17 protein-coding genes are annotated in these 19983 nt (G+C 64.1%); 5 read left to right on the top strand and 12 right to left on the bottom strand.

Features of this window, described 5'->3' with window-relative positions; all coding sequences use genetic code 11:
• Positions 1–8: 8 nt before the first annotated feature.
• Both F4U95_RS17615 and F4U95_RS17610 read right to left on the bottom strand, forming a co-directional pair.
• Positions 9–2228 carry a PQQ-dependent dehydrogenase, methanol/ethanol family gene (locus tag F4U95_RS17615; RefSeq protein WP_232016402.1) on the bottom strand — a complete coding sequence of 740 codons (2220 nt, stop codon included), beginning with the start codon at positions 2226–2228 and terminating at the stop codon, positions 9–11.
• On the bottom strand, positions 2225–3139 hold the full coding sequence (locus F4U95_RS17610) for an NAD(P)H-binding protein (protein ID WP_120252365.1): 915 nt from the start codon (positions 3137–3139) through the stop codon (positions 2225–2227). The genes F4U95_RS17615 and F4U95_RS17610 overlap by 4 nt, the downstream gene beginning before the upstream one ends.
• Positions 3140–3249: 110 nt before the next feature.
• On the opposite strand from F4U95_RS17610, the gene F4U95_RS17605 reads away from it, so the two are divergent.
• Positions 3250–3747 carry a nuclear transport factor 2 family protein gene (locus F4U95_RS17605; protein WP_120252364.1) on the top strand — a complete coding sequence of 166 codons (498 nt, stop codon included), beginning with the start codon at positions 3250–3252 and terminating at the stop codon, positions 3745–3747.
• Between the two features lie 124 nt (positions 3748–3871).
• Here F4U95_RS17605 and F4U95_RS17600 read toward each other — a convergent pair whose 3' ends face one another.
• From F4U95_RS17600 to F4U95_RS17590, 3 genes are read right to left on the bottom strand one after another with little or no spacing between them, the layout of a single operon-like run.
• Positions 3872–4375 (bottom strand): hypothetical protein, encoded by a 504-nt coding sequence (locus F4U95_RS17600; protein ID WP_120252363.1) that lies wholly within the window; start codon positions 4373–4375, stop codon positions 3872–3874.
• The gene (locus F4U95_RS17595; protein WP_232016400.1) at positions 4372–4767 is read right to left on the bottom strand and encodes a c-type cytochrome; all 396 of its coding nucleotides are present in this window, start codon (positions 4765–4767) and stop codon (positions 4372–4374) included. Before F4U95_RS17595 ends, F4U95_RS17600 begins: the two co-directional genes overlap by 4 nt.
• On the bottom strand, positions 4767–6305 hold the full coding sequence (locus F4U95_RS17590) for an FAD-binding oxidoreductase (RefSeq protein WP_120252361.1): 1539 nt from the start codon (positions 6303–6305) through the stop codon (positions 4767–4769). Before F4U95_RS17590 ends, F4U95_RS17595 begins: the two co-directional genes overlap by 1 nt.
• A gap of 147 nt (positions 6306–6452) precedes the next feature.
• On the opposite strand from F4U95_RS17590, the gene F4U95_RS17585 reads away from it, so the two are divergent.
• The gene (locus tag F4U95_RS17585) at positions 6453–7292 is read left to right on the top strand and encodes a p-hydroxycinnamoyl CoA hydratase/lyase (protein WP_197716473.1); all 840 of its coding nucleotides are present in this window, start codon (positions 6453–6455) and stop codon (positions 7290–7292) included.
• 12 nt (positions 7293–7304) lie between these two features.
• On the opposite strand, the gene F4U95_RS17580 is transcribed toward F4U95_RS17585, so the two are convergent.
• From F4U95_RS17580 to F4U95_RS17560, 5 genes are all read right to left on the bottom strand, one after another.
• Positions 7305–8729, bottom strand: a complete 1425-nt coding sequence (locus F4U95_RS17580) for an efflux transporter outer membrane subunit (RefSeq protein ID WP_120252360.1) — start codon at positions 8727–8729, stop codon at positions 7305–7307.
• An 11-nt stretch (positions 8730–8740) separates the two neighbouring features.
• Positions 8741–11923 carry an efflux RND transporter permease subunit gene (locus F4U95_RS17575; protein ID WP_120253436.1) on the bottom strand — a complete coding sequence of 1061 codons (3183 nt, stop codon included), beginning with the start codon at positions 11921–11923 and terminating at the stop codon, positions 8741–8743.
• A gap of 109 nt (positions 11924–12032) precedes the next feature.
• On the bottom strand, positions 12033–13298 hold the full coding sequence (locus F4U95_RS17570) for an efflux RND transporter periplasmic adaptor subunit (RefSeq protein WP_120252359.1): 1266 nt from the start codon (positions 13296–13298) through the stop codon (positions 12033–12035).
• Positions 13295–13696: a hypothetical protein gene (locus F4U95_RS17565; protein ID WP_120252358.1), complete on the bottom strand. Its 402-nt coding sequence runs from the start codon at positions 13694–13696 to the stop codon at positions 13295–13297. Before F4U95_RS17565 ends, F4U95_RS17570 begins: the two co-directional genes overlap by 4 nt.
• Before the next feature lie 361 nt (positions 13697–14057).
• Positions 14058–14669, bottom strand: a complete 612-nt coding sequence (locus F4U95_RS17560; RefSeq protein WP_120252357.1) for a TetR/AcrR family transcriptional regulator — start codon at positions 14667–14669, stop codon at positions 14058–14060.
• A gap of 140 nt (positions 14670–14809) precedes the next feature.
• Here F4U95_RS17560 and F4U95_RS25155 point away from each other — a divergent pair, with 140 nt between their 5' ends.
• The 3 genes from F4U95_RS25155 to F4U95_RS17545 all read left to right on the top strand — a co-directional run bounded on the left by F4U95_RS25155 (position 14810) and on the right by F4U95_RS17545 (position 17181).
• Positions 14810–15946: a cobalamin-independent methionine synthase II family protein gene (locus F4U95_RS25155; protein ID WP_120252356.1), complete on the top strand. Its 1137-nt coding sequence runs from the start codon at positions 14810–14812 to the stop codon at positions 15944–15946.
• Positions 15943–16344, top strand: a complete 402-nt coding sequence (locus tag F4U95_RS25150) for a nuclear transport factor 2 family protein (RefSeq protein WP_232016398.1) — start codon at positions 15943–15945, stop codon at positions 16342–16344. Before F4U95_RS25155 ends, F4U95_RS25150 begins: the two co-directional genes overlap by 4 nt.
• Positions 16345–16419: 75 nt before the next feature.
• On the top strand, positions 16420–17181 hold the full coding sequence (locus F4U95_RS17545; protein ID WP_120252354.1) for an IclR family transcriptional regulator: 762 nt from the start codon (positions 16420–16422) through the stop codon (positions 17179–17181).
• Positions 17182–17737: 556 nt separating this feature from the next.
• Here F4U95_RS17545 and desA read toward each other — a convergent pair.
• Together desA and F4U95_RS17535 are read right to left on the bottom strand one after the other, a co-directional pair.
• Positions 17738–19138, bottom strand: a complete 1401-nt coding sequence (gene desA, locus F4U95_RS17540) for a syringate O-demethylase (RefSeq protein ID WP_120252353.1) — start codon at positions 19136–19138, stop codon at positions 17738–17740.
• 30 nt (positions 19139–19168) lie between these two features.
• Positions 19169–19915, bottom strand: a complete 747-nt coding sequence (locus F4U95_RS17535) for an alpha/beta fold hydrolase (RefSeq protein WP_246171635.1) — start codon at positions 19913–19915, stop codon at positions 19169–19171.
• Positions 19916–19983: the final 68 nt, after the last annotated feature.

Raw genomic sequence — 19983 nt, 5'->3', positions numbered from 1 at the left:
GGTGGTTCCTAGAAATTGGACATAATGGCGGCGCTGGGCGCGTCGATCGGCTTGCCGGCGGCCTTCAACTTCAGTTCCCGTTCGCGCAGCGGTCCCTGCTCCGCGATCAGCCAGGCGTGGATGGCATCGACATCCTCGACGCTGAGCAGATCGTCCCAGCGCGGCATGCCGCCCGGCAGCAACAGGCCGTCGCGCACGATCTGGTTGAAGACCTCATGCGTGCCCGGCTGCATCCGGCGCAGGTCCGGCGCGGTGGAGCGCAACTGGTTGCTGTGGCAGATGGCGCAATTCTGGAAAAACAGCCCCTGCCCCTTTGCGATGATCGCGGGGGTCACGCCGGGCCTTTGGGCCGGTGGCGCTGTGGCGGGTTCCAGCGGCGGCAGCGGCGTGGGTTGCGGCACCGGGCCGCCGTCCAGCTTGAACACCAGTATGCGGTTGGCGTTGCCGTTGCGATAGGCGGCCGAATAGCGCGGCACATAGCCCCAGCCACCGCCGCCAAAGCCAGCCGCGACCGCGACATATTGCACGCCCTTCACCCGATAGGTCATGGGCGCGGCCATGATCGCACTGCCAGTGTCGATTGCCTTGATCAGCTTGCCGGTATCCGCGTCGCGGACGGTCAGCTTGCCGCCGATGGTGCCGTGAACGATCAGGCCCGACGCGGTGGAGAGCATGCCCATCCGATCCTGCCAGCCTTCGGTCGGCACCGACCATCGCGCCTTTCCGGTGAGAGGATCGATCGCGCGCAATTCGCTGCTATATGGCTTATCCTTCACCCACTGCATTTCGGGCAGCTTTTCCACCTGTTCCCGGATCGCGGGCGGCAGGGTCGGCAACACGGCCTGCAACTGCGGGGTGAAGATGAGCGTCGTCTGGACGTTGAGCGCCTTGGGCCGTCGCGCTTCCGCAGGAGTGCCGGGCGGCACGGTGAACATCAGGTTCCCCATGTCCAGCACGGAGGCATAATAGTTTTTGCGTTCGGCATCATAGGCGGCGGGATACCAGTTGCGCGCGCCTGCCGAGGCCGGGAAGATGAGGCGCGGGCCGTTCCAGAAATCGGTGCGGTCCGGCGTCATCTGCGGCACGCCGTTTTTGTCGAACCCCTTGGTCCAGTTGGTCCGCACCAAAGGATTGACGCGCAGCGGCTTGCCGGTTTCGCGGTCCAGCACGAAGAGATAGCCGTTCTTGGGCGAGTGGAGGATGACCGGGCGGACCTTTCCATCCACCTCCATCTCCGTCAGCACCATCGGCTGGGTGGCGGTGAAGTCCCAGCTGTCGCCGGGCGTTTCCTGATAATGCCACTTCACAGCGCCGCTCTTGGCATCCAGCGCGACGATCGAGGAGAGATAGAGGTTGGTGCCGCCCTTGGGCGAGCGGGTTGCGATCGAATAGGGGCCGCCATTGCCGACCCCGATATACACGGTGCCGAACTTGGGATCATAGTTGATCGCATCCCAGACGGTGCCGCCGCCGCCGATATCCCAACGGCTTTTGGCGTCCCAGGTCTTGAGCGCGACGTCGAGCGCCTTGTCCTCCTGCGGCCCCTTCGCCGGATCATGCGGGACGGTGTAGAAGCGCCACGCCTGCGTGCCGTCGGCGATGCGATAGGCGGTGACGTATCCGCGCGTGTCATATTCCGCGCCGGCATTGCCGAGAATGACGAGGTCGCCGGCCACTTCAGGCGCGCCCGTGCTGGTATAGCCGCGGCTGTGATCGACCACCGTGTCGGCCTTCCAGACGACCTTCCCGCTCTTCGCGTCGAGCGCGTAGAGCATGCCGTCGAGCGCACCGACCATCACCTTGTCCTTGGCGAGCGCGACGCCGCGATTGGCCTGATCACAGCAGGCGGACCGGTTCGCCTGCATGTCCACCTCCGGCTCGAAGGTCCAGAGCGGCTTGCCGGTCGCGGCGTCGAGCGCATAGACGCGGCCGAGATTGCCGCTGGTGTACATCACGCCATCGACCACCACCGGCGTCGCTTCCTGCACGCGGTTGGTGTTGAGGTCGTAGGACCAAGCCAGGCCGAGCCGGGCGGCATTGCCCTTGTCGATATCGGTCAGGCGCGAATGATGGCTGCCCCAGACGTCGCCGCCGGTATAGGGCCAGTTGTCACCAGCGCCGCTGCTGCCGCCCGGTCCGCGACCGGTGCAGGAAGAAAGCGCCAGCAGGCTGGCCAATATAATCAGCGGCTTTTTCATGCGGTCGATCACAGTAATGCTGTTCTTCACAGGGGCCAGCTTTCCTTATGCGCCAGCATCACGTCGCGCAGGCTTTTGGGCTTGCTGCCGGTGATCTTTTCCACCCAGTCCGTCTTCAATGCGAAATAGCCTTCGCGGATGGACTGGCCGAATGTCACCATATCGTCGCTGGACCAGGGAATCGGGCCATCGGGGATGATGTCGGAGGCATGGCGTGGCGCGCCCAGCGCATCGAAATAGGCGAACATCGCCTCGTCATCGACCGCTTCGACCAGGATCGGCTTGCCGGCCAGTTCGCTCGCCAGCGCCATCGCCTGCGGGATGGTGAGAAGGTCGGGGCCGGTCAGCACATAGGCGCGATTCTCATGCCCCGATTGGGTCAGCACCCCCACGGCGGTCGCGACGCAATCGTCGCGGCTGACGAAAGCCACCGGGCCATCGCCGCAATTGTCGGGCTTGCCGCCGTACATCAGCGCGGGAATCGTCATCGGCCCGGCGATCGCTTCGGCATATTGGCTGTCGCGCAAATGGGTCCAGGCCGCGCCGGACGCTTCGATGATCTCCTCGGTCGCGCGATGGTCGTTCTTGACGATGGCGGGATTGCCGGGCGCGTCGGCCGCGATGATCGAGGTATAGACGATATGCTTCACACCCGCCGCAGCCGCCGCCTCGATGGCGTTGCGATGCTGGCCGACGCGGGTGCCGACGCGCGCGGTGCTGATCAGCAGCATCTTTTCGCCGTCGGCCATCGCGGCGGGCAGGCTGGCCGGGTCGTCGAAATCGGCGAAGCGAACGTCGGCGCCCCGTGCCGCCAGATCGGCCAGCTTCGCCGGTGTGCGGGTGAGCAATATCGCGTCCTGCGGCGCGACCTTTTCCAGCAGCAATTCCGCCGCCGCACGGCCGAAGGCGCCCGAAGCGCCTGAAATGATGATCTTCCCCATGCGTCCTCTCGCTTGCATCATCTATCGTCTTGTTGCAGATAATCGTAACGAATGTTATTATTGCGTCAAGTCATAGAAACACAGGCCAAGACCAAAGGAGAGTGACTATCATGCCTTCCCTTCCGATCGAGGACAGGATCGCGCTGCAAGACCTGATCGCCGCCTATAGCTGGGCGCTGGATACCGGCGATGTCGACGGGCTGGTCGCCTGTTTCACGCCGGACGCGCGCATGGTGGAGGAGGTGTTTGATGATCCCGACATCTGGGAAGGGCATGAAGGGATTCGCGGCATCGCCGAACATTATCGCAACGCGCCGGGCTTTCCGGGGCGTCAGCATCATGTGACCCAAACCCAATATACAGCGCAGGAGGACGGTAGCTGCACGATGCGATCCTTCGCCTTCGTGACGGAGTGCGAGGGCGAGCCGCCCTATCTGCTGCGCTTTGCCGGCTGGTATGACGATCATGCGGTGAAGGGCGACGACGGCCAGTGGCGCTTCCATCGCCGCACGGTGCGGCTGTGGGATGGCGAAGTGCTGAAGAATTTCCCCGGTCGCGGCGAATGGGTGCCGCGCAAACGGCCGGAGTCGCTGATTATCCGGCGGTAATTGGGCATCACGCTTTCCATAAGAGCCGCTCGTCCTGACCCTGTCGAAGGACTGTTCTTTCTTCCAAGATTGCGAAGAAGAACGGGGCTTCGACAGGCTCAGCCCGAACGGAGGAAAGAATATGCTATTTTACCATCACCCAACTGAACGCTGGCATCGTCCGGCTGTCCGACGCCGCAGCACACTCACCGGCCTTGTCCAGCGCCAGTTCGGCAAAGGCTTCCGGCCATGCTGCGCCGGAAAGGTACGCCAATCTGGCAACGACAGCGCCGTCAGATGCACAATTTGCAGTCATACGCCCCTTATCGTGGCGCACCAGCGCCATGCGACGATATCCCGCTTCCGCCGCAATTTCACCGACCAATAATTCGTCGCTCCGCCGTGTCACGGCGAAGATCGCAGCCGGTGCAGAAACGAGCAAAGCCTGCATCTGCCGCACCCGATCGCCCGCCAGCGCCACGGGCTGTGCCCCGAGCCATTGCGCACGGGCAGCGAAGCGGCGACCGGCCGCCAGTTCAGGATCGTGTAACAGGAGCGGCACCGTTGCCGCCTCCGCCCGTCCGCTCGCCAGCGCCGCCGATGCGATAGCCGCGCTTGCCAGAAAGCCGCGTCGCGACAGGTCGCTCATGGCTTGGCGCCCTTGGCCAGGTGCTGCGCGATCAGTTGCAGGTCGGCGTCGCTGACCTCCCCGCGAGGGATGGCGGGCATATTGCCGATGCCCATGCGCGCGGCCTGCACGACATAGTCGGCGGTCAGGTCGGTGCGCTTCTCCAACAAGGGTTGCTCCGTTCGGCGCGCCAGCAGTCCCGTCCCCATGCCACCCGGCCCGTGGCACATGGCGCATTTTTCGAGATACAGCTTTTCGCCCGGAGCAGCTTGCGGCCGCGACGACAGAGTTTCAGGAGCGGGCAAGGGCGGCGGCCCTTTGGGCGCTGGCGTCGGCGCCTCGCTCGCCCGGCCGCAGGCGGCGCCCGCCAATATCAGTGCGGCCCCCGACAGCGCGATCATCCCCTGGCGCATCAGCCCTGCCCTCCTGCATGGCTGCTGGGCCAGATGCCGCTCTTGCCCGGCGCGATCACCCCCTTGGGATCGAGCGCGTCCTTCACCTTGCGGTTGAGCTGCCCTAGTGCACCCTTGTTAAAATCATAGGTGCCCGCGACCGCGTCCATATAATCGAGATGAGTGCGATATTCGCCATAGCCCTGCGCCTTCGCGTCCGCGATCAGATGTTTGAGGAAGGGATCGACCCGGCCCATCAGATCGGGATCATCCTTGTTGATCAGCACGGCGTTGACGTTGATGAGGTGGCGCTCGCCAAAGGCGAAGCTGGCCTGATAATCCATGCCATATTCCTTGTAGCGGGCGTATGTGCGCTGAAACTGGGCCTGCGCCGCCGCGCCCGATTGCGGCAGGATCGGCGAGAAACCGATATGCCCGCCGCGCCCGCCATGCCAGTTGGCATTCTGCATCGGCATGGTGAGCGGCGTACCGGTCCAGCCGGTCGCCTCCAGCGGCTCACCCGTCTTCCAGACCGTAGGGCGCAGCGACATGGGTTTGAGCTTGCCCAGTTCCTGCTCCAGGATCGCATAGGCCGCCTTGTTGACCGATTCCCGGCCGTACAGACGCAGGCTCACGCCCCACCAGCCGACGTTGAATTTCTTGCGGATCGCCGCGATCACATCGTCAGGCAGCGCGCCGGGCTTGTCGGTCCACTGGTCGCGGGTCGTGACAACGGCGGCAGCGCGAAGCCAGTTGCCGATGGTCGGCGACTGCTGCAACAGCCCTTCGCGGCGGAGCGGCGCGATCGCGTCGATCAGCGGCCCCAGATCCTCAGGCCTCTCAAACTCCAGATCCATGCCCATCAGCGATTCCGGCGCAGGCATCAGCCACAGGCCCATTTTGGTGACGATGCCGAAATTGGACTGGACGAACATCTGGTCCCAGCCGGGGCCAAAGCCGAAGCGATACAGCTGCCAGGTCGGCGCACCGTCCAGAGCGCCCATGCCGGTGCGCACGACCAGGCCATCGGCCATCACCGCCTCTATGCCGCAGATGCGGGTCGCATGTTCGCCATAGGGGGTATAGCCCATGCCGCGATCCAGCGCATTGCCGACCACCGATCCCCAGCTATTGCCGGGCACCGACAGCCAATGCTTCATGCCCTTGGATTTCAGGAAGTCGTAGAGATCATAGAAACCAACCCCCGGCTCCAGCAGCACCGTGCCGTTCGCCTCATCATAGTCGATCTTCTTCATCCGGCTGAGGTCGAGCACCACCGACCCGGCCAGTAGCGGGGCGGAACCGCCATAGCCCAGATTCTTGCCCCGGCTGATCGGCCAGAGGGCGATGCCGCGGTCCGACGCGATCCGGACGATCGCCTGAATCTCGTCCACCGTGGCAGGCGCGACCGCGCCGGCGGGGTGATGACGGGCGTCGTCGATGGCGAATTTGTCCTGATAGCTCGCCTGATCCTCCTCCGCGAAGAAGACATGATCCTTGCCGACGATCGCTGCAAAGGCCGCGATCGTGGCCGGCGCTATCTGGCCCTTCTCATTCATCCCACCTCACTTCGCCGATCGAGCCGGCGCCTTAATAACGATCGTTATTATCTGAAGCGCGAGCGGACTTGTCAAGCGAAGCTGTAAAAAGCGCTTGCCTGCCTGCCCTGTCAGATTGTATGCCAATGATACATATCGAGGAGCAGGATGATGGAAGAGCAGGACGTCGTTTCGGTACATGTCGAAAACCGTATCGCCTGGGTGAATTTCGCCCGACCGGCCAAGCGCAACGCGATGAGCCCGACGCTCAACCGTCGCATGATGGAGGTTCTGGACGAACTGGAATATCGCGACGATGTCGGCGTGCTGGTGCTGGGCGGCGAAGGCACGTCCTGGTCGGCCGGCATGGATCTGAAGGAATATTTCCGCGAAACCGAAGCGCTGGGTCTGCGCGGCGTGCGCAAGTCGCAGGCGGAAAGCTATGGCTGGTTCCGTCGCCTGCGCTGGTATCACAAGCCCACCATCGCCATGGTCAATGGCTGGTGCTTCGGGGGCGGTTTCGGCCCGCTCTTCGCCTGCGACCTCGCCATTTGCGCGGATGAGGCGCAGTTCGGCCTGTCCGAAATCAACTGGGGCATTTTGCCGGGCGGCGGCGTGACCAAGGTAGTGGTCGACCTGCTCCCCATGCGCGACGCCATGTGGCTGACGCTGACGGGCGACCTGATCGACGGCAAGGCGGCGGCGACCATGCGGCTGGTCAATGAAAGCGTGCCGCTGGACCAGTTGAAGACCCGCACTACGCAAGTGGCCGAAATGCTGCTGAAGAAGAATCCGGTGGCGTTGAAATTCGCCAAGGATGCCGTCCGCCGCGTCGGCACCATGACCTATGACGAAGCCGAGGATTATCTGGTCCGTATGCAGGAAGCCGCCAACTTCCATGACAAGAGCGAAGGCCGCAAGGAAGGCATCCGCCAGTTTATCGATGAAAAAAGCTACAAGCCGGGTCTGGGCAGCTATGATCTAAGCAAGGCGAAGACCTCGGCCTGATGCTGTTTGGGGTCAGGCCGAGGCCTGACCCCATCCACCGCCCAAAGCGCGGAACAGATCGACCTGGGCAAAGGACACCGCGCGGGTCGCCGTCGCCAGATCGGCCTCTGCGCTGGCGAGTGTCCGCTGCGCATCCAGTACGGTCAGGAAATCGATCTGGCCTTCCCGTTGCCGGGCAAGGCTGATCCGGGCGGCGCGGGCTGCTTCATCCCGCGCGGCACTCAAGGTCTGCGCCCGCTCGATCGCATGGGCATAGGCGGACAAAGCCCGCTCGGTTTCCTCCAGCGCCTGCAAAACCGTGCCGTCGAAGGTGGCGAGTGAGGCTTCGCCGTCCGCCTTCGCCGCGCCGATCCGTGCACGGATCGCCTCCTGATTGGGGAAGGCCCAGCTGATGAGCGGTCCCAGCACCCAGTTCAATGGTCCCCCACCGAACAAATTGCCGCCACCCAGCGCCGTGCTGCCGACCGATGCGCCAAGCGAGATGCGGGGATAGAGATCCGCCGTCGCCACGCCAATACGTGCGGTGTCGGCCGCAAGCCGCCGTTCCGCCGCGCGCACGTCGGGCCGCCGTGCCAATAGGGCCTGGCCGTCACCGACAGGGATCGGCTGCGACAATTGCGGGGTCCGGGTCGCGGCGCGGACCGTATCGGGCAATTGCTGCGGCGTGCGGCCGGTGAGGGTCGCAAGGCGGAACAAAGCCGCATCGCGATCGGCCGCCAGCGCGGGGATCGTCGCCTTCTGCTGGTCGCGCAGAGTCGTCACGCGGATGACGTCCAGCCGATCCGACCGGCCAGCCTCGAACCGGGCGCCGGTGATGCGGATCGACTGGTCGAGCAGGCCGACCGTGCGCTGCGCCACCGCCAGCCGTTCCGATGTGGCGGTGACGTCCAGATAGGCACGCACCGTGTCCGCGATCACCGCCACGCGCACGCCGTCAGCGTCCGCCTGCGCCGCGGCATAATCGCCGCGTGCCGCTTCCACGCCGCGTTTCACCCGGCCGAACAGATCGACTTCATAGCTGATGTCGAGGCCGCTATCGAAGACCCAATTTTCCCGGTCGAGGCCGGGCAAGGATTGGGCCGCCGAGGTGCGGTTGTAGGTTTCGGACGCGCCCAGGCTGGTCTGGGCCAGGCGATCCGATTTCGCGCCGCGCAGCGAAGAGCGTGCCCGCTCGATCCGCGCCACCGCCACCCTAATGTCGGTGTTGGCGGCGAGCGCGTCGATGACCAGCGTGTCGAGCAGCGGATCGCCATAGAGCGTCCACCAATGATCCTGCGCGGCTGCGGCGCTGACGGTCGGATTGGCCGCCGGACTCGCCGCTCCGATGAAGGGAGCGGCGGCTGTGGCCGGGGTGGCGGGCGCCTTATAGTCCGGCCCGGCGGCGCAGGCCGTGAGCGCACTGGCGCCGAGCAGCAAAGCGATGAAGTTCCTTGTCATGGCTTTTGTCCTTATTCGGCCGGCTGCAACGCAGGTTCAGCCTGTCCCGGCCGACGACGGGCGAAACGATCGCCCAGCGCGCGGCACACGACATAGAAGGTGGGGGTGAAGAGCAGGCCGAAGGCGGTCACACCGGCCATGCCGAAGAAGACGGCCGTACCCAGCGCCTGCCGCAGTTCCGCACCGGCCCCGGTGGCTATCACCAGCGGTACGGCGCCCAGGATGAAGGCGAAGCTGGTCATCAGGATCGGACGCAGACGGGTCTGCGCAGCCTGAACGGCAGCCTCGATCGGTGAAAGCCCCTGTTCTTCCTCCGCCTGCTTGGCGAATTCAACCACCAGAATGGCATTCTTCGCGGCAAGGGCGATCAAGACGACCAGACCGATCTGCGTGAGGATATTATTGTCCATCCCCCGCAGGTTCACGCCCAGCATGGCCGCGAACAGGCACATCGGCACGATCAGGATGATCGAAAGCGGCAGCGTCAGGCTTTCATATTGCGCCGCCAGCACCAGGAAGACGAAAAAGACCGCCATGCCGAACACCAGACCTGCGGTGTTACCCGCGCTGACCTGCTGATAGGCGACGCCGGTCCATTCGCTGGCGTAACCGGCCGGGGCCGCGTCGGCGAGCTTTTCCATCGTGGCGAGCGACTGGCCCGAGGAATAGCCCGGCGCCGTGTCACCGTCGATTTCCACCGCCGGCAGCAGATTGTAGCGGACCACGCGATAGGGACCGGTCTTGTCCTTGAAGGTGGAGACGGAGCCGATCGGTACCATCTGGCCGCTGTTCGACCGGGTTTTCAGGTTTGCGATATCCGCCACCGTGCCGCGATGCTCTGCATCGGCCTGCGCGGTCACGCGATAGGTGCGACCCAGCAGGTTGAAGTCGTTGACGAAGGACGACCCCAGATAGACCTGCATCGCTTCGAAGATGCGCTCGGGCGGCACGCCCAGCAGGTCGGCCTTGCGCCGATCAACGTCCGCATAGACGCGCGGCGTGCCGACGTCGAATAGGGTGTAGACCATGGCGAGGCTGGGTGTCTGGTTCGCCTTGGCGATCAGATCATTGGCGACCTTGTTGAGTTCGGCATAACCGCGATCCTCGCGATCCTCCAGCATAACGCGATAGCCGCCGGCCGACCCGATGCCCTGGATGAGCGGCGGGGGAACGAGCAGGATGCGCGCCTTGTCATAGCCGGCGACCGCCTTGTTCGCCTGCTCCATGATGCCGGCATAGGTGGCGCCCTCCTCCTTGCGTTCGGCAAAGCTCTTGAAGGGGAAGTAGATCGCCGCGCTGTTGGGGGCCTGCGTCTGCGAGGGACCGTGGAAGCCGGCGAACATCACCGCGCCGCGCAGCCCCTTGATCGGCAGGATCTTCGCCGCGACTTCGCGGGCCACCTTGTCGGTGCGCTCGAGCGAGGCGCCGGAGGGCAGCTGCACCACAGCCAGAAAATAGCCCTGATCCTGCGCCGGGATGAAGCCGCCAGGCGTCACCCAAAAGAGGGCGATCGTGGCCGCGATCAGACCGGCATAGGTCAGCAGCATCTTCTTTGGACGAGCCACGAGAAAACGGGTGAGGCGGCCATAGCCCGCGCTCATCCGGTCAAAGCCGGTGTTGAACGCATCGGCAGCCTTGCCCAGCTTCTGCCGCCAGACCGGATCGCCGCTGCGGTCGCGGGCCCCGTGCTTTTCCTTGAGCAGGAGAGCGGCGGCGGCCGGCGACAAGGTAAGCGAGAGGATCAGCGAGATCACGGTCGCGGTCGAGATGGTGACGGCGAATTGCTGATAGAAGGCGCCGGAAATGCCGGTGATGAACAAAGTCGGCACGAACACCGCGCAAAGCACCAGCACGATCGCGATCAGGGCAGTCGACACTTCATCCATGGAGACGCGCGCGGCCTCCAGCGGCGACATGCCATTCTCGATATTGCGCTCGACATTTTCGACCACGACGATGGCGTCGTCGACGACGATGCCGATGGCGAGGACCAGGCCGAAGAGCGACAGATTGTTGAGGGAATAACCAAGCCCGGCAAGAATCGCCGCCGTGCCGATCAGCGACACCGGAATGGCGATGATCGGGATGATCGCCGCGCGCCAGTTTTGCAGGAAGACGAGGATGACGAGGACGACCAGCAGCACCGCTTCGATCAGCGTGTGATAGACGGCGTCGATCGACTGGCTGATAAATTCGGTCGGGTTGTAGATGATGCTATATTCCAGGCCCTTGGGGAAGCGCTTGGACAATTGCTCCATCTCCGCCTTCACCTTCTCCGCCGCGTCGAGCGCGTTGGAGCCGGGGCGCTGCATCGTCGCGATAACGACGGTGGGCTTGTTCGACAGATAGGTGTTGGTGCCATAATCCTGCGCGCCCAGTTCGACGCGCGCGACATCGCTGACGCGGACCTGATGACCGGTGGCGTCGGTGCGGATGACGATGTTGGAAAATTGTTCGGGCGTGTTGAGGCGTCCCTGCATTTCCACGCCAAGCTGGAAGGCTTCGCCACGGTCATAAGGAGGCTGACCGATGGAGCCGGCCGAAACCTGGACATTCTGCGCCCGCAGCGCGGACACGACTTCGCCGGCCGTCAGGTCGAGCGCGGCGGCACGGTCGGGATCGATCCAGACGCGCATCGCATAGTCGCGCGCGCCGAACATCTGCACATCGCCCACACCGTCCAGACGGGCGAGCCGGTCACGCACCTGCGTCAGCGCATAGTTGGAGATATAATCGCGGTCGAACGTGCCGTCGGGCGACTGCAAATTCACGACCATCAGGAATTCGGGCGTGGTCTTGCGCGTGACGACGCCCAGACGCTGCACCTCTTCGGGCAGGCGCGGCGTGGCGACGGCGACGCGGTTCTGCACCAGCACCTGCGCGGCGTCGAGGTCGGTACCGATCTTGAAGGTGACGGTGATGACGACCTTGCCATCGCCGGTCGACTGGCTGCTCTGATAGAGCATGTCGTCGACGCCGTTGATCTCCTGTTCGATCGGCGCGGCCACGGTCGATGCGACCGTTTCCGCCGATGCGCCGGGATATTGGGCGGACACCGTGACCGTGGGGGGCACGATATCGGGATATTGGGACACCGGCAGGCCGATAAAGGCGAGCGCGCCGACCACGGTGATGACCACCGCGATGACGGCGGCGAAGATCGGCCGGTCGATGAAGAAACGGGAGAAGCGCATCGGATCGTCCTTTGCGAGCGAAAGGGATGCCGCGCGATCCGGCAGGGGCCGGATCACGGGCAGGGATTCTGTTTGATTGGCCCCTCCCGTGTGAAGGGTGGGGTCAGATTTATCGGGCGAAGGTCGCCTGCGCGGCTATCGGCGCCGCGCTGTCGACCGGCGTGACCGGCGCGGGGGCCGGCCGGATCGTTGCCGGCTTCACCGCTACCTTGGCGCCGGGCATCGCGGCCTGAAGGTTGGCCACGATCACCCGATCCGTGGGCACAAGCCCCGATCGGATGATGCGCAGCCCATCGACGATCGGGCCGAGTTCGACCGGCTTGACCGCGACATTGCTGTCCTTGTCCACCACCAGCACGGTTTTGCGTGCCTGATCGGACTGGATCGCCTCATCCGGGACCAGCAGGGCATTGGCCTTGCCGCCATTGGCCAGACGCATATTGCCGAACAGGCCGGGGGTCAGGAAATTGCCCGGATTGTCGAACACCGCACGGATGCGGATCGTGCCCGACCGCGGATCAAGGCCATTGTCGGTGAAGTCGAGCCGGCCCTGATGATTATAGGCCGCTTCGTCCTGCAACCGTACCTCGACCGCGCCGCCATTATCCTTGTCGCGCTGCGATTTGAGATAGAGCGCTTCGGACGCGTCGAAGTTGAAATAGATGGGATCAAGCTTGTTGACCGTGGTCAACAGGGTCGCGCCACTACCTTCCGCGCCGGCCACCAGATTGCCGATGTCGACACGGCGGTCGGAAACCCGCCCGGAAATGGGCGCACGGACCTGCGTAAATTCGACGTCCAGCGCGCGGCTGCGTTCGCGGGCCTGCGCGCCGGCCAAGGCGGCTTGTGCCGCCTGAAGGCGCGAGCGCAGCGAGTCCACTTCGCTGGCCGACACGGCGTCGTCGCCGCTCAGCCGCTGGACGCGGGCATAGTCATTTTGCGCCAGCAGCAAGGCGCTGCGGGCCGACGCGCTGCTTGCCCGCGCTTCGGCCAGAGCCGCCTGGAAAGGGCGCTGGTCGATGGTGAAGAGCAATTGCCCCTGACGCACGAAATCGCCGTCGCGGAAATGGATGGCGGTGACGGCGCCCGATACGCGCGGGCGGATTTCCACCGTCTGGCTGGGGGCGAAGCGGCCGACATAATCGTCCCACTGGGTCACGCTGCGGGCGAGCGGCGCGGATACGCCGACAGCCGCCAGCGGCGCGGCGGAGGCCTGCGCCTCCGTCTGACCCCAATATTTCCAGCTGGCCCCACCCAGCACGACGATGCCCAAAGCGGCCCAGGCCAAGTGCCGGCCGCGCCAGCGGCGTGCCGTGCCGTCGGAACCGACTTCGCTGGCCTGCGTATCAGTGTCGATCTTTGCGATCATGTTCATGGATATTTCCCTTTGATGGTGCGACGGGCGGCGGTGACGGCGGACAGCAATGTTTCCAGCTGTCCCTCGCTAAACCCCGCCTCGCGGAAGTCTCGGATGGCGGATGGACGGACGGCGAAGCCTTCATGCCAAGCCTCCACGGCCAGGCGGCGCAGCGCCTCCAGCTTGGTGTCCGCCAGTTTGAAATGCGGCTGCGGGCCAAAGAGCAATGTCTTGAAACGCGACCAGCGACCCGGCTCCCGCAGGGAAGCGAGGCCATCGGTCTGCGCCAGACGCACGATCTGCCATTCCATCGACGAAAAGCCGGTGGCGACAGCTTTGATCCGGTCGCGGATCGCAGGCAAGGAGATGCCGTCCCCAACCGCAGGCAGCGGCTGGGCGAAATCGATATAGGCCATGGTTTCAAACCCCTATTTGCGTGCAGACCCGGCCGCGAACACCATCTGCGGGCGCACGCGATACTCTCCCGAACCGGTGGCGGCCGCGGGAATGCACAAGCCATCCGTGCCGGAGCGATGCCCCGACCCCTATGGCCAGACGATGATGATGGTGCAGATGGCGAGACGAAGCGCGCCACCAAGCTTAGAAACTTAGCTTAGGACAATATTTTTCATGTTGCCTCCTTGGAGGCAGATGCCTCGACCGGATTTCATACTTATCGGTATATAATCCGAAGCACCTTTTCGTCAACCGCTTTCTGTACCGCTTGGTAATTTTTTCTGAATTGCGGCTGAATGCGCGGTTTTACGCAGGTTCAGGTCAGGTGGTCGGCCACATCGCCATGGTGGTTTCCACCAGTTGCTCCAGCTGCTGCGGCGATGCGCCACCGCTGGCCTGCACGCCCATGCCCTGAATGACGGCGGTCAGATATGTGGCAAGCGCCGCCGGTTCGATGCCGACGGGCAGGTCGCCCTCCGCCTTGGCGCGCTCCAGCCGCTCGACCAACGCCTTGTCGGACGAGGCGCGACGCGCAATCACGTCGCTCTTGATCGATTCCGCCTGGGTCGTGCAGGCGACCATGCTGATCACGCCAAGGCAGGCACGCGGGTCGTTGCCGCCGGTCTGGATCTGCAAAGTGCCGCGCAACAGCCGCTCTGCCACGCCACGCGCCGTCGGTTCCTGCAACGCGGAGCGCATGTAGCAGAGCTTGTCGCGCTCATAGAGGTCGAGCGCCTTGTGGAACAGCGCTTCCTTGTTGCCGAAACAGGCATAGAGGCTGGGCTTGGTGATGCCCATGGCGTCGGTCAGTTCGGCCAGTGACGCACCTTCATAACCGCGCGTCCAGAAAACCTGGAGCGCAGCCGACAGGGCTTCCTCGGGATCGAATTCCCGGGGGCGTCCTCTCGTTACGGGTTCGGCTGCCATTTTCATACCGAGCGGTATATAGTGAGAGTCGCGGCTTTGTCCAGATAAGGGTGCCCTCCACCGCCATTAAATTCACATTTATGATATATCCATATTTGCGAACATGTGGCAGATATTCTCCCCATCTTAGGGAGAGTGAATACGCCATGTCCATAGCCACCACCCATGTCGGCAGCCTGCCGCGCGGCGATGCGTTGACCCCGTTGCTGCTGGCCCGCGACAAGGGCGAAGCTTATGACGCGGCGCTGTTCGACACGACCGTTCAGCAAGCGGTGTCGGACGCAGTGACGGCGCAGATTGCGGCGGGCGTGTCGATCGTCAGCGACGGCGAATTGGGGAAGGTCGGCTATTCCACCTATATGATCGAGCGGCTGTCGGGCTTTGGCGGTCATATCGATCGCAAGGTCGCGGCCGACCTCGCGCCGCTGCCGGCGTTGCGGCAGAAGCTGGCGGCGATCATGGGTTCGCAAGAATTCACCCGCGCTTCCTGCATCGGGCCGGTGAAGCTGGTGACGCTCGATCCGCTGCATGAGGATATTCGCCGGTTCAAGACGGCGCTGGCCGACCATCCGGGCACGCGCGCCTTCATGAACGCCGCCTCGCCCGGCCTGATCACCGCCTTTCAGGTCAATCGCCATTATCCGAGCCACGACGCCTATCTGGCCGACCTGGTCGATGCCATGCGCGAGGAATATGAGACGATCGTGGCGGCCGGGTTCGACCTGCAACTCGATTGCCCCGACCTCGCCATGTCGCGCCACACCGGTTATCAGGATGCGAGCGACGAGGAATTCATCAGGATCGCGGCGGCGAATGTCGAGGCGCTCAATGCCGCGACCGCCAATATCCCGGCGGACCGGATGCGGATGCATATTTGCTGGGGCAATTATGAAGGGCCGCACGATCATGACATTCCGCTAGAGAAGGTGATCGATATCGTGCTGGCTGCGCGGCCGGCAACCGTGCTGTTCGAGGGTGCCAATCCATGCCACGAGCATGAATGGACGGTCTGGCGCGATGCGGCGCAGCGCGGTGTGCTGCCCGACGACAAAATCCTTGCCCCCGGCCTGATCGATACCTGTTCCAACTATGTCGAGCATCCCGAACTGATCGCTCAGCGGATCGAGCGTTTTGCCGGCATCGTCGGCAAGGACCGGGTGATCGCCAGCACCGATTGCGGCTTCGGCACCTTCGCCGGATATGGCAAGATAGACCCGGCCGTGACGTGGAAGAAGCTGCGGTCGCTGCGCGCCGGTGCGGATCTGGCGGACGCGCGCCTGTGAGCAGCGATGTGACGCAGGAGCAGCGCCGCGCGATCGAGCAGGATTGCGCCCGGCTGGTCGCGCTCTACGCCAATTTGAACGATGCCGGGCGCTGGGCGGACGTCGCGGCGCTCTACGCGCAGGATGGCCGCATGGCGCGCCCGACCGCGCCCGACGCATGGATCGTGGGGCGGGACGCCATCCTGGCCGCCTTCCTCTCCCGCCCGGCGCGGACCACGCGGCATGTCTGTTCCAATGTGGTGATCGACGTGGTGAGCGAAGGCGAAGCGATCGGCGAAAGCGCTATGCTGTTGTTCACGGGCGATGGAGCGCCTAAAGTCGGCAGCTTTCACGACCGTTTCGTGGCGGTAGAGGGGGAATGGCGCTTTGCCGAAAGGCGCGGTAGCCTGACATTTTAGTTGCCGCGATTTCCGAGCCGCCGGACACTCCGGTCCGGCTCGAAATCGCTCCGATAATAAGGGGTATCGCCGACCATGAATGGGACCACGCCGTCCACCGTCAAATCGGCGATGCGCACCATCGACATCATCGAATATGTCGTCGCGCGGCCGGCCGGCGTCGTCGCGCAGGAGATTGCGGCGGGCCTGGCCATTCCGGTCAGCAGCCTGTCCTACCTGCTCGCAACCTTGGTGGAACGTCACTATCTGGCGCGCGAAGGGCGGCGATATTTGCCCGGCCCGGCGCTGGAACGGCTGGCCTCGCCCCGCGTCGCCATGTCGCTGGCCGACAAGGTCCGGCCGCTGGTCAAGTCGCTGCGCTTGCAGATCAACGAGACGGCGTCCTTCTTCGTGCGCGACGGCTGGTTGCTGGAGGCGATCGTCACCGAGACGGCGGAACAGTCGCTGCGCTATTCGATCAGCGTGGGAACGCGCAGCCCGCTCCATTGCCTGGCGGCGGGCAAGGCGCTGCTCGCTCACCTGAGCGACGCGGAGTTGGACGCCTATTTCGCACAGACGCCGCTGGAACGCTTTACCCCCAGCAGCATCGTCGATGTGGCGCAATTGCGCGCCGAACTGGCAGAGATCCGCGCGACCGGCATCGGCCGCACGCGGGAGGAATATACGCCGGGCATTTGCGGCCTGGGCATAGCGGTGGTGATCGACGGCGAAGCGGTCGGCGCCTTCGCGCTGGCCATCCCCGTCCCGCGCTTCACCGCCGAGGTGGAGGGGCGGACCATCGCCAAGCTGGAGCAGGCCGTCAGCCTGTTCGCGGCGGCGGAGATGCCTGCCGTCTGAGAGAGGGTGCGATACTGGCGCCACAACTTGGCGACAGCCGAAATTCACACCGTTGCAGGGGTATATGGGCGTAAAGCGCTCGCGAAGCGTTCCCCAAGCGTCTGCAATGCGCCGGTGTCGCGCCGCGTGGGTGACAACGACGCGACGGATGCGCGACGATCGCGCGCCAGTCACGCGACATAAAGGCGACCGGAATGCGGCAGGACCGCACCCTATAGGGTCCGGATACGCGGGGATGCAGGACGGGTCGGAGCTGTGATCCATTCGTCAGGATAGATCAGCTATTATCCTACATTGGAAGGCTTGTGTGGAACGGGTGCGAATGGCTCGTTTGCATGGATGGCAAACGCCCCCAATTCTATGCCGTCATCCCAGCGAAGGCTGGGATCTCAGGCATGGATGCGCTGCGTGAACGGACAGTGCGAGGCGGCTGGCCTTCCTTTACTGCCGCCTGAGACCCCAGCCTTCGCTGGGGTGACGACTATGAAGCAAACGAAAACGGGGGACGCCTTCCGGCATCCCCCGCTCCAACCCCGCTCGGGTATAGATTAGCCGATCAGGCGGCCTTGGTGCGCCAGCCGTCGGCATAATTGTCGCGCGCGGCTTCCGAATAGGGGACCGAGGAGACGATCGCCTTGATTTCGGTCTGCACATGGCGTTCGACGGTCGGCTTGCTCGTGCCGCCATCGGGTTCGCCCCACAGCAAGGTCACTTCGGTGCCGGGCGCGGCGAACTCGGCATCGACCATCGCCAGCGCCAGGAAGCGGCCGGCGTTGATGGTGTAGCCGATCCAGGTCGACAGGCCGACGGTCTTGCCGTCCTTGAGCACCGCGTCATAGGGGTGCATGCAATAGACGGCGCTGGGGAATTCCAGGAACTTCGCCTTGTCGCCGGTCTGGAGCATGGAGCTCATGACGCGGACGATATCCTCATTGTCGAGGGCCAGCGTCACCTTCTGGCGATGAGGCTGATCCTTGATCTTTTCCAGCGCTTCGCGGCCGACGAATTCATGATCGAACTTGACCATGATGCCATAGCCCAGCTCCCAGGGGTTCAGATAATAATCCTCGATCTTGTCGGAGACGAAGCTGCCGCCGAGCGAGCATTTGCCTTCATAGCTGTTGGCGCCGATCCATTCACGGAAGCCCTTCGAGCCTTCGCCGGTGTAGGTGGCGGGCAGCGGCGAGGGGATCCAGCCCGATTCCAGCGTGTTGGACGAATAGGTACGGCCGCCGCAGAGGGTCAGGCCATAATCCTTGCCCGCTTCGATGAGCGCGTTGCGAACGGTGTCATAATCTTCCCAGGGACCAAACAGCTCGTAACCCGGCTGGCCGGCCATGCCGTGACGCAGCGCGCGCACTTCGACGCCGGCGATGGTGATCGGCGCCATGTGGAAGAATTTCAGGTCCGGCGGGGTCTGGCCCATCGCCTGTTCCAGCACCGGCATGGCGTTCGGGCCCTGCAGCTGGAAGCGATAGTTGCGGCGATAGCCCTGCTGGTCGAGCGGACGGGCGATGGTGCGTTCGTCGCGTTCCACCTTCACGTCCCACTTGCCGGTCGAGGCCCAATATTCGACCCATTCGATCGAGGGGGCGCGGCCGACCAGTTCGAACTTTTCTTCTTCCAGATAGAAGAGGATGACGTCGCCGATCACATAGCCTTCGGGGGTTACGGGGGCGAACTGCTTGGCGCGGTTCGGCACGAAGCCCTTGAAGCTGTTGGGGGCGAGATAGGCCAGCATATCGAACGCGCCAGGGCCGGTGACGAGCAGGTCGACCATGTGGAAGCTCTGGTTGAACAGAACCGAGCTTTCCGCCCAGCTGCGCTGTTCGTCGCGCCAGTTGCTATATTCGCCGGGCACGCCGGGATAGGCGTTGGGGCCGACCTGCTGATTGCGCAGGAATTCGACGATATCACCCTTTTCATCGAGCAGCTGTTGCAGGGTCTTGTCAGTCATTCAAACCTCTCCTTCGACTTGTTTGGAAATTTACGAAATATGAGCATGGGCAGGCATGGCGAGCCATTCCTGTATCCCGGCATGGAAGGCCCGGGGCGCTTCGGCCGGCATCATGTGCCCGGCGCGTTCGACGACACGCAACTGCGCGCCGGGAATCGTGGCTGCGATGGCTTCATGCTGGGCGACCGGCGACCATTGGTCCTGCCGCCCGACGATCGCGACGGTCGGGCAGGCGATGGTGGGGAGCAACGCGTCCACTGACGGGCGGTGCAGCAGCGCCTCGATCTGCGCTTCGAACGTGGCAAGGCCAGCGTCGACCGCCATGGCATAGAGCAAGTCCATCAGCGCTTCGTCGCGCAGGCCGGCAAAGCCCATCATCGGCGGCAGCCATTGGGCGACCAGCGCAGCCATGCCCTGATCGCGGCCAAGGTCGCGCAGCGTGTAGCGCCCTTCCCGCTCGCCGGGCTTGACCGGATGGACGCCGGTATCGACCAGCGCCAGCCGTTCGACCCGGTCGGGTACCTTGCGAATCACTTCCAGTGCGACCCGCGCGCCCATGGAATGGCCGAGCAGGGCGCAGCGACCAGGCATGCGGGCGATGGCATAATCGGCCATCGCCTCGATTCGATCGCAACCGGCATAGAAACCGTCCACAACCGCGCTGCCGGGAAAAGCGGCCAGCGTTTCGCCGAACATGCGGGAATCGCAGAGCAATCCCGGCAGGATCAGGAGGGGCGCGCCTAGATCGCGATCTGATGATTTCGCATCCATGAACATTTCATCTACACGAACATATTGCCCCTTGCCAGTCGAAAAATGCGTTGCCGCGTCTTTATGAGGCGAAA

Source organism: Sphingobium limneticum (assembly GCF_008710165.1).
Taxonomy (GTDB): domain Bacteria; phylum Pseudomonadota; class Alphaproteobacteria; order Sphingomonadales; family Sphingomonadaceae; genus Sphingobium; species Sphingobium limneticum.
The sequence above is the reverse complement of the archived record's forward strand: the minus strand, read 5'-3'. Positions and strand labels throughout refer to the sequence as shown.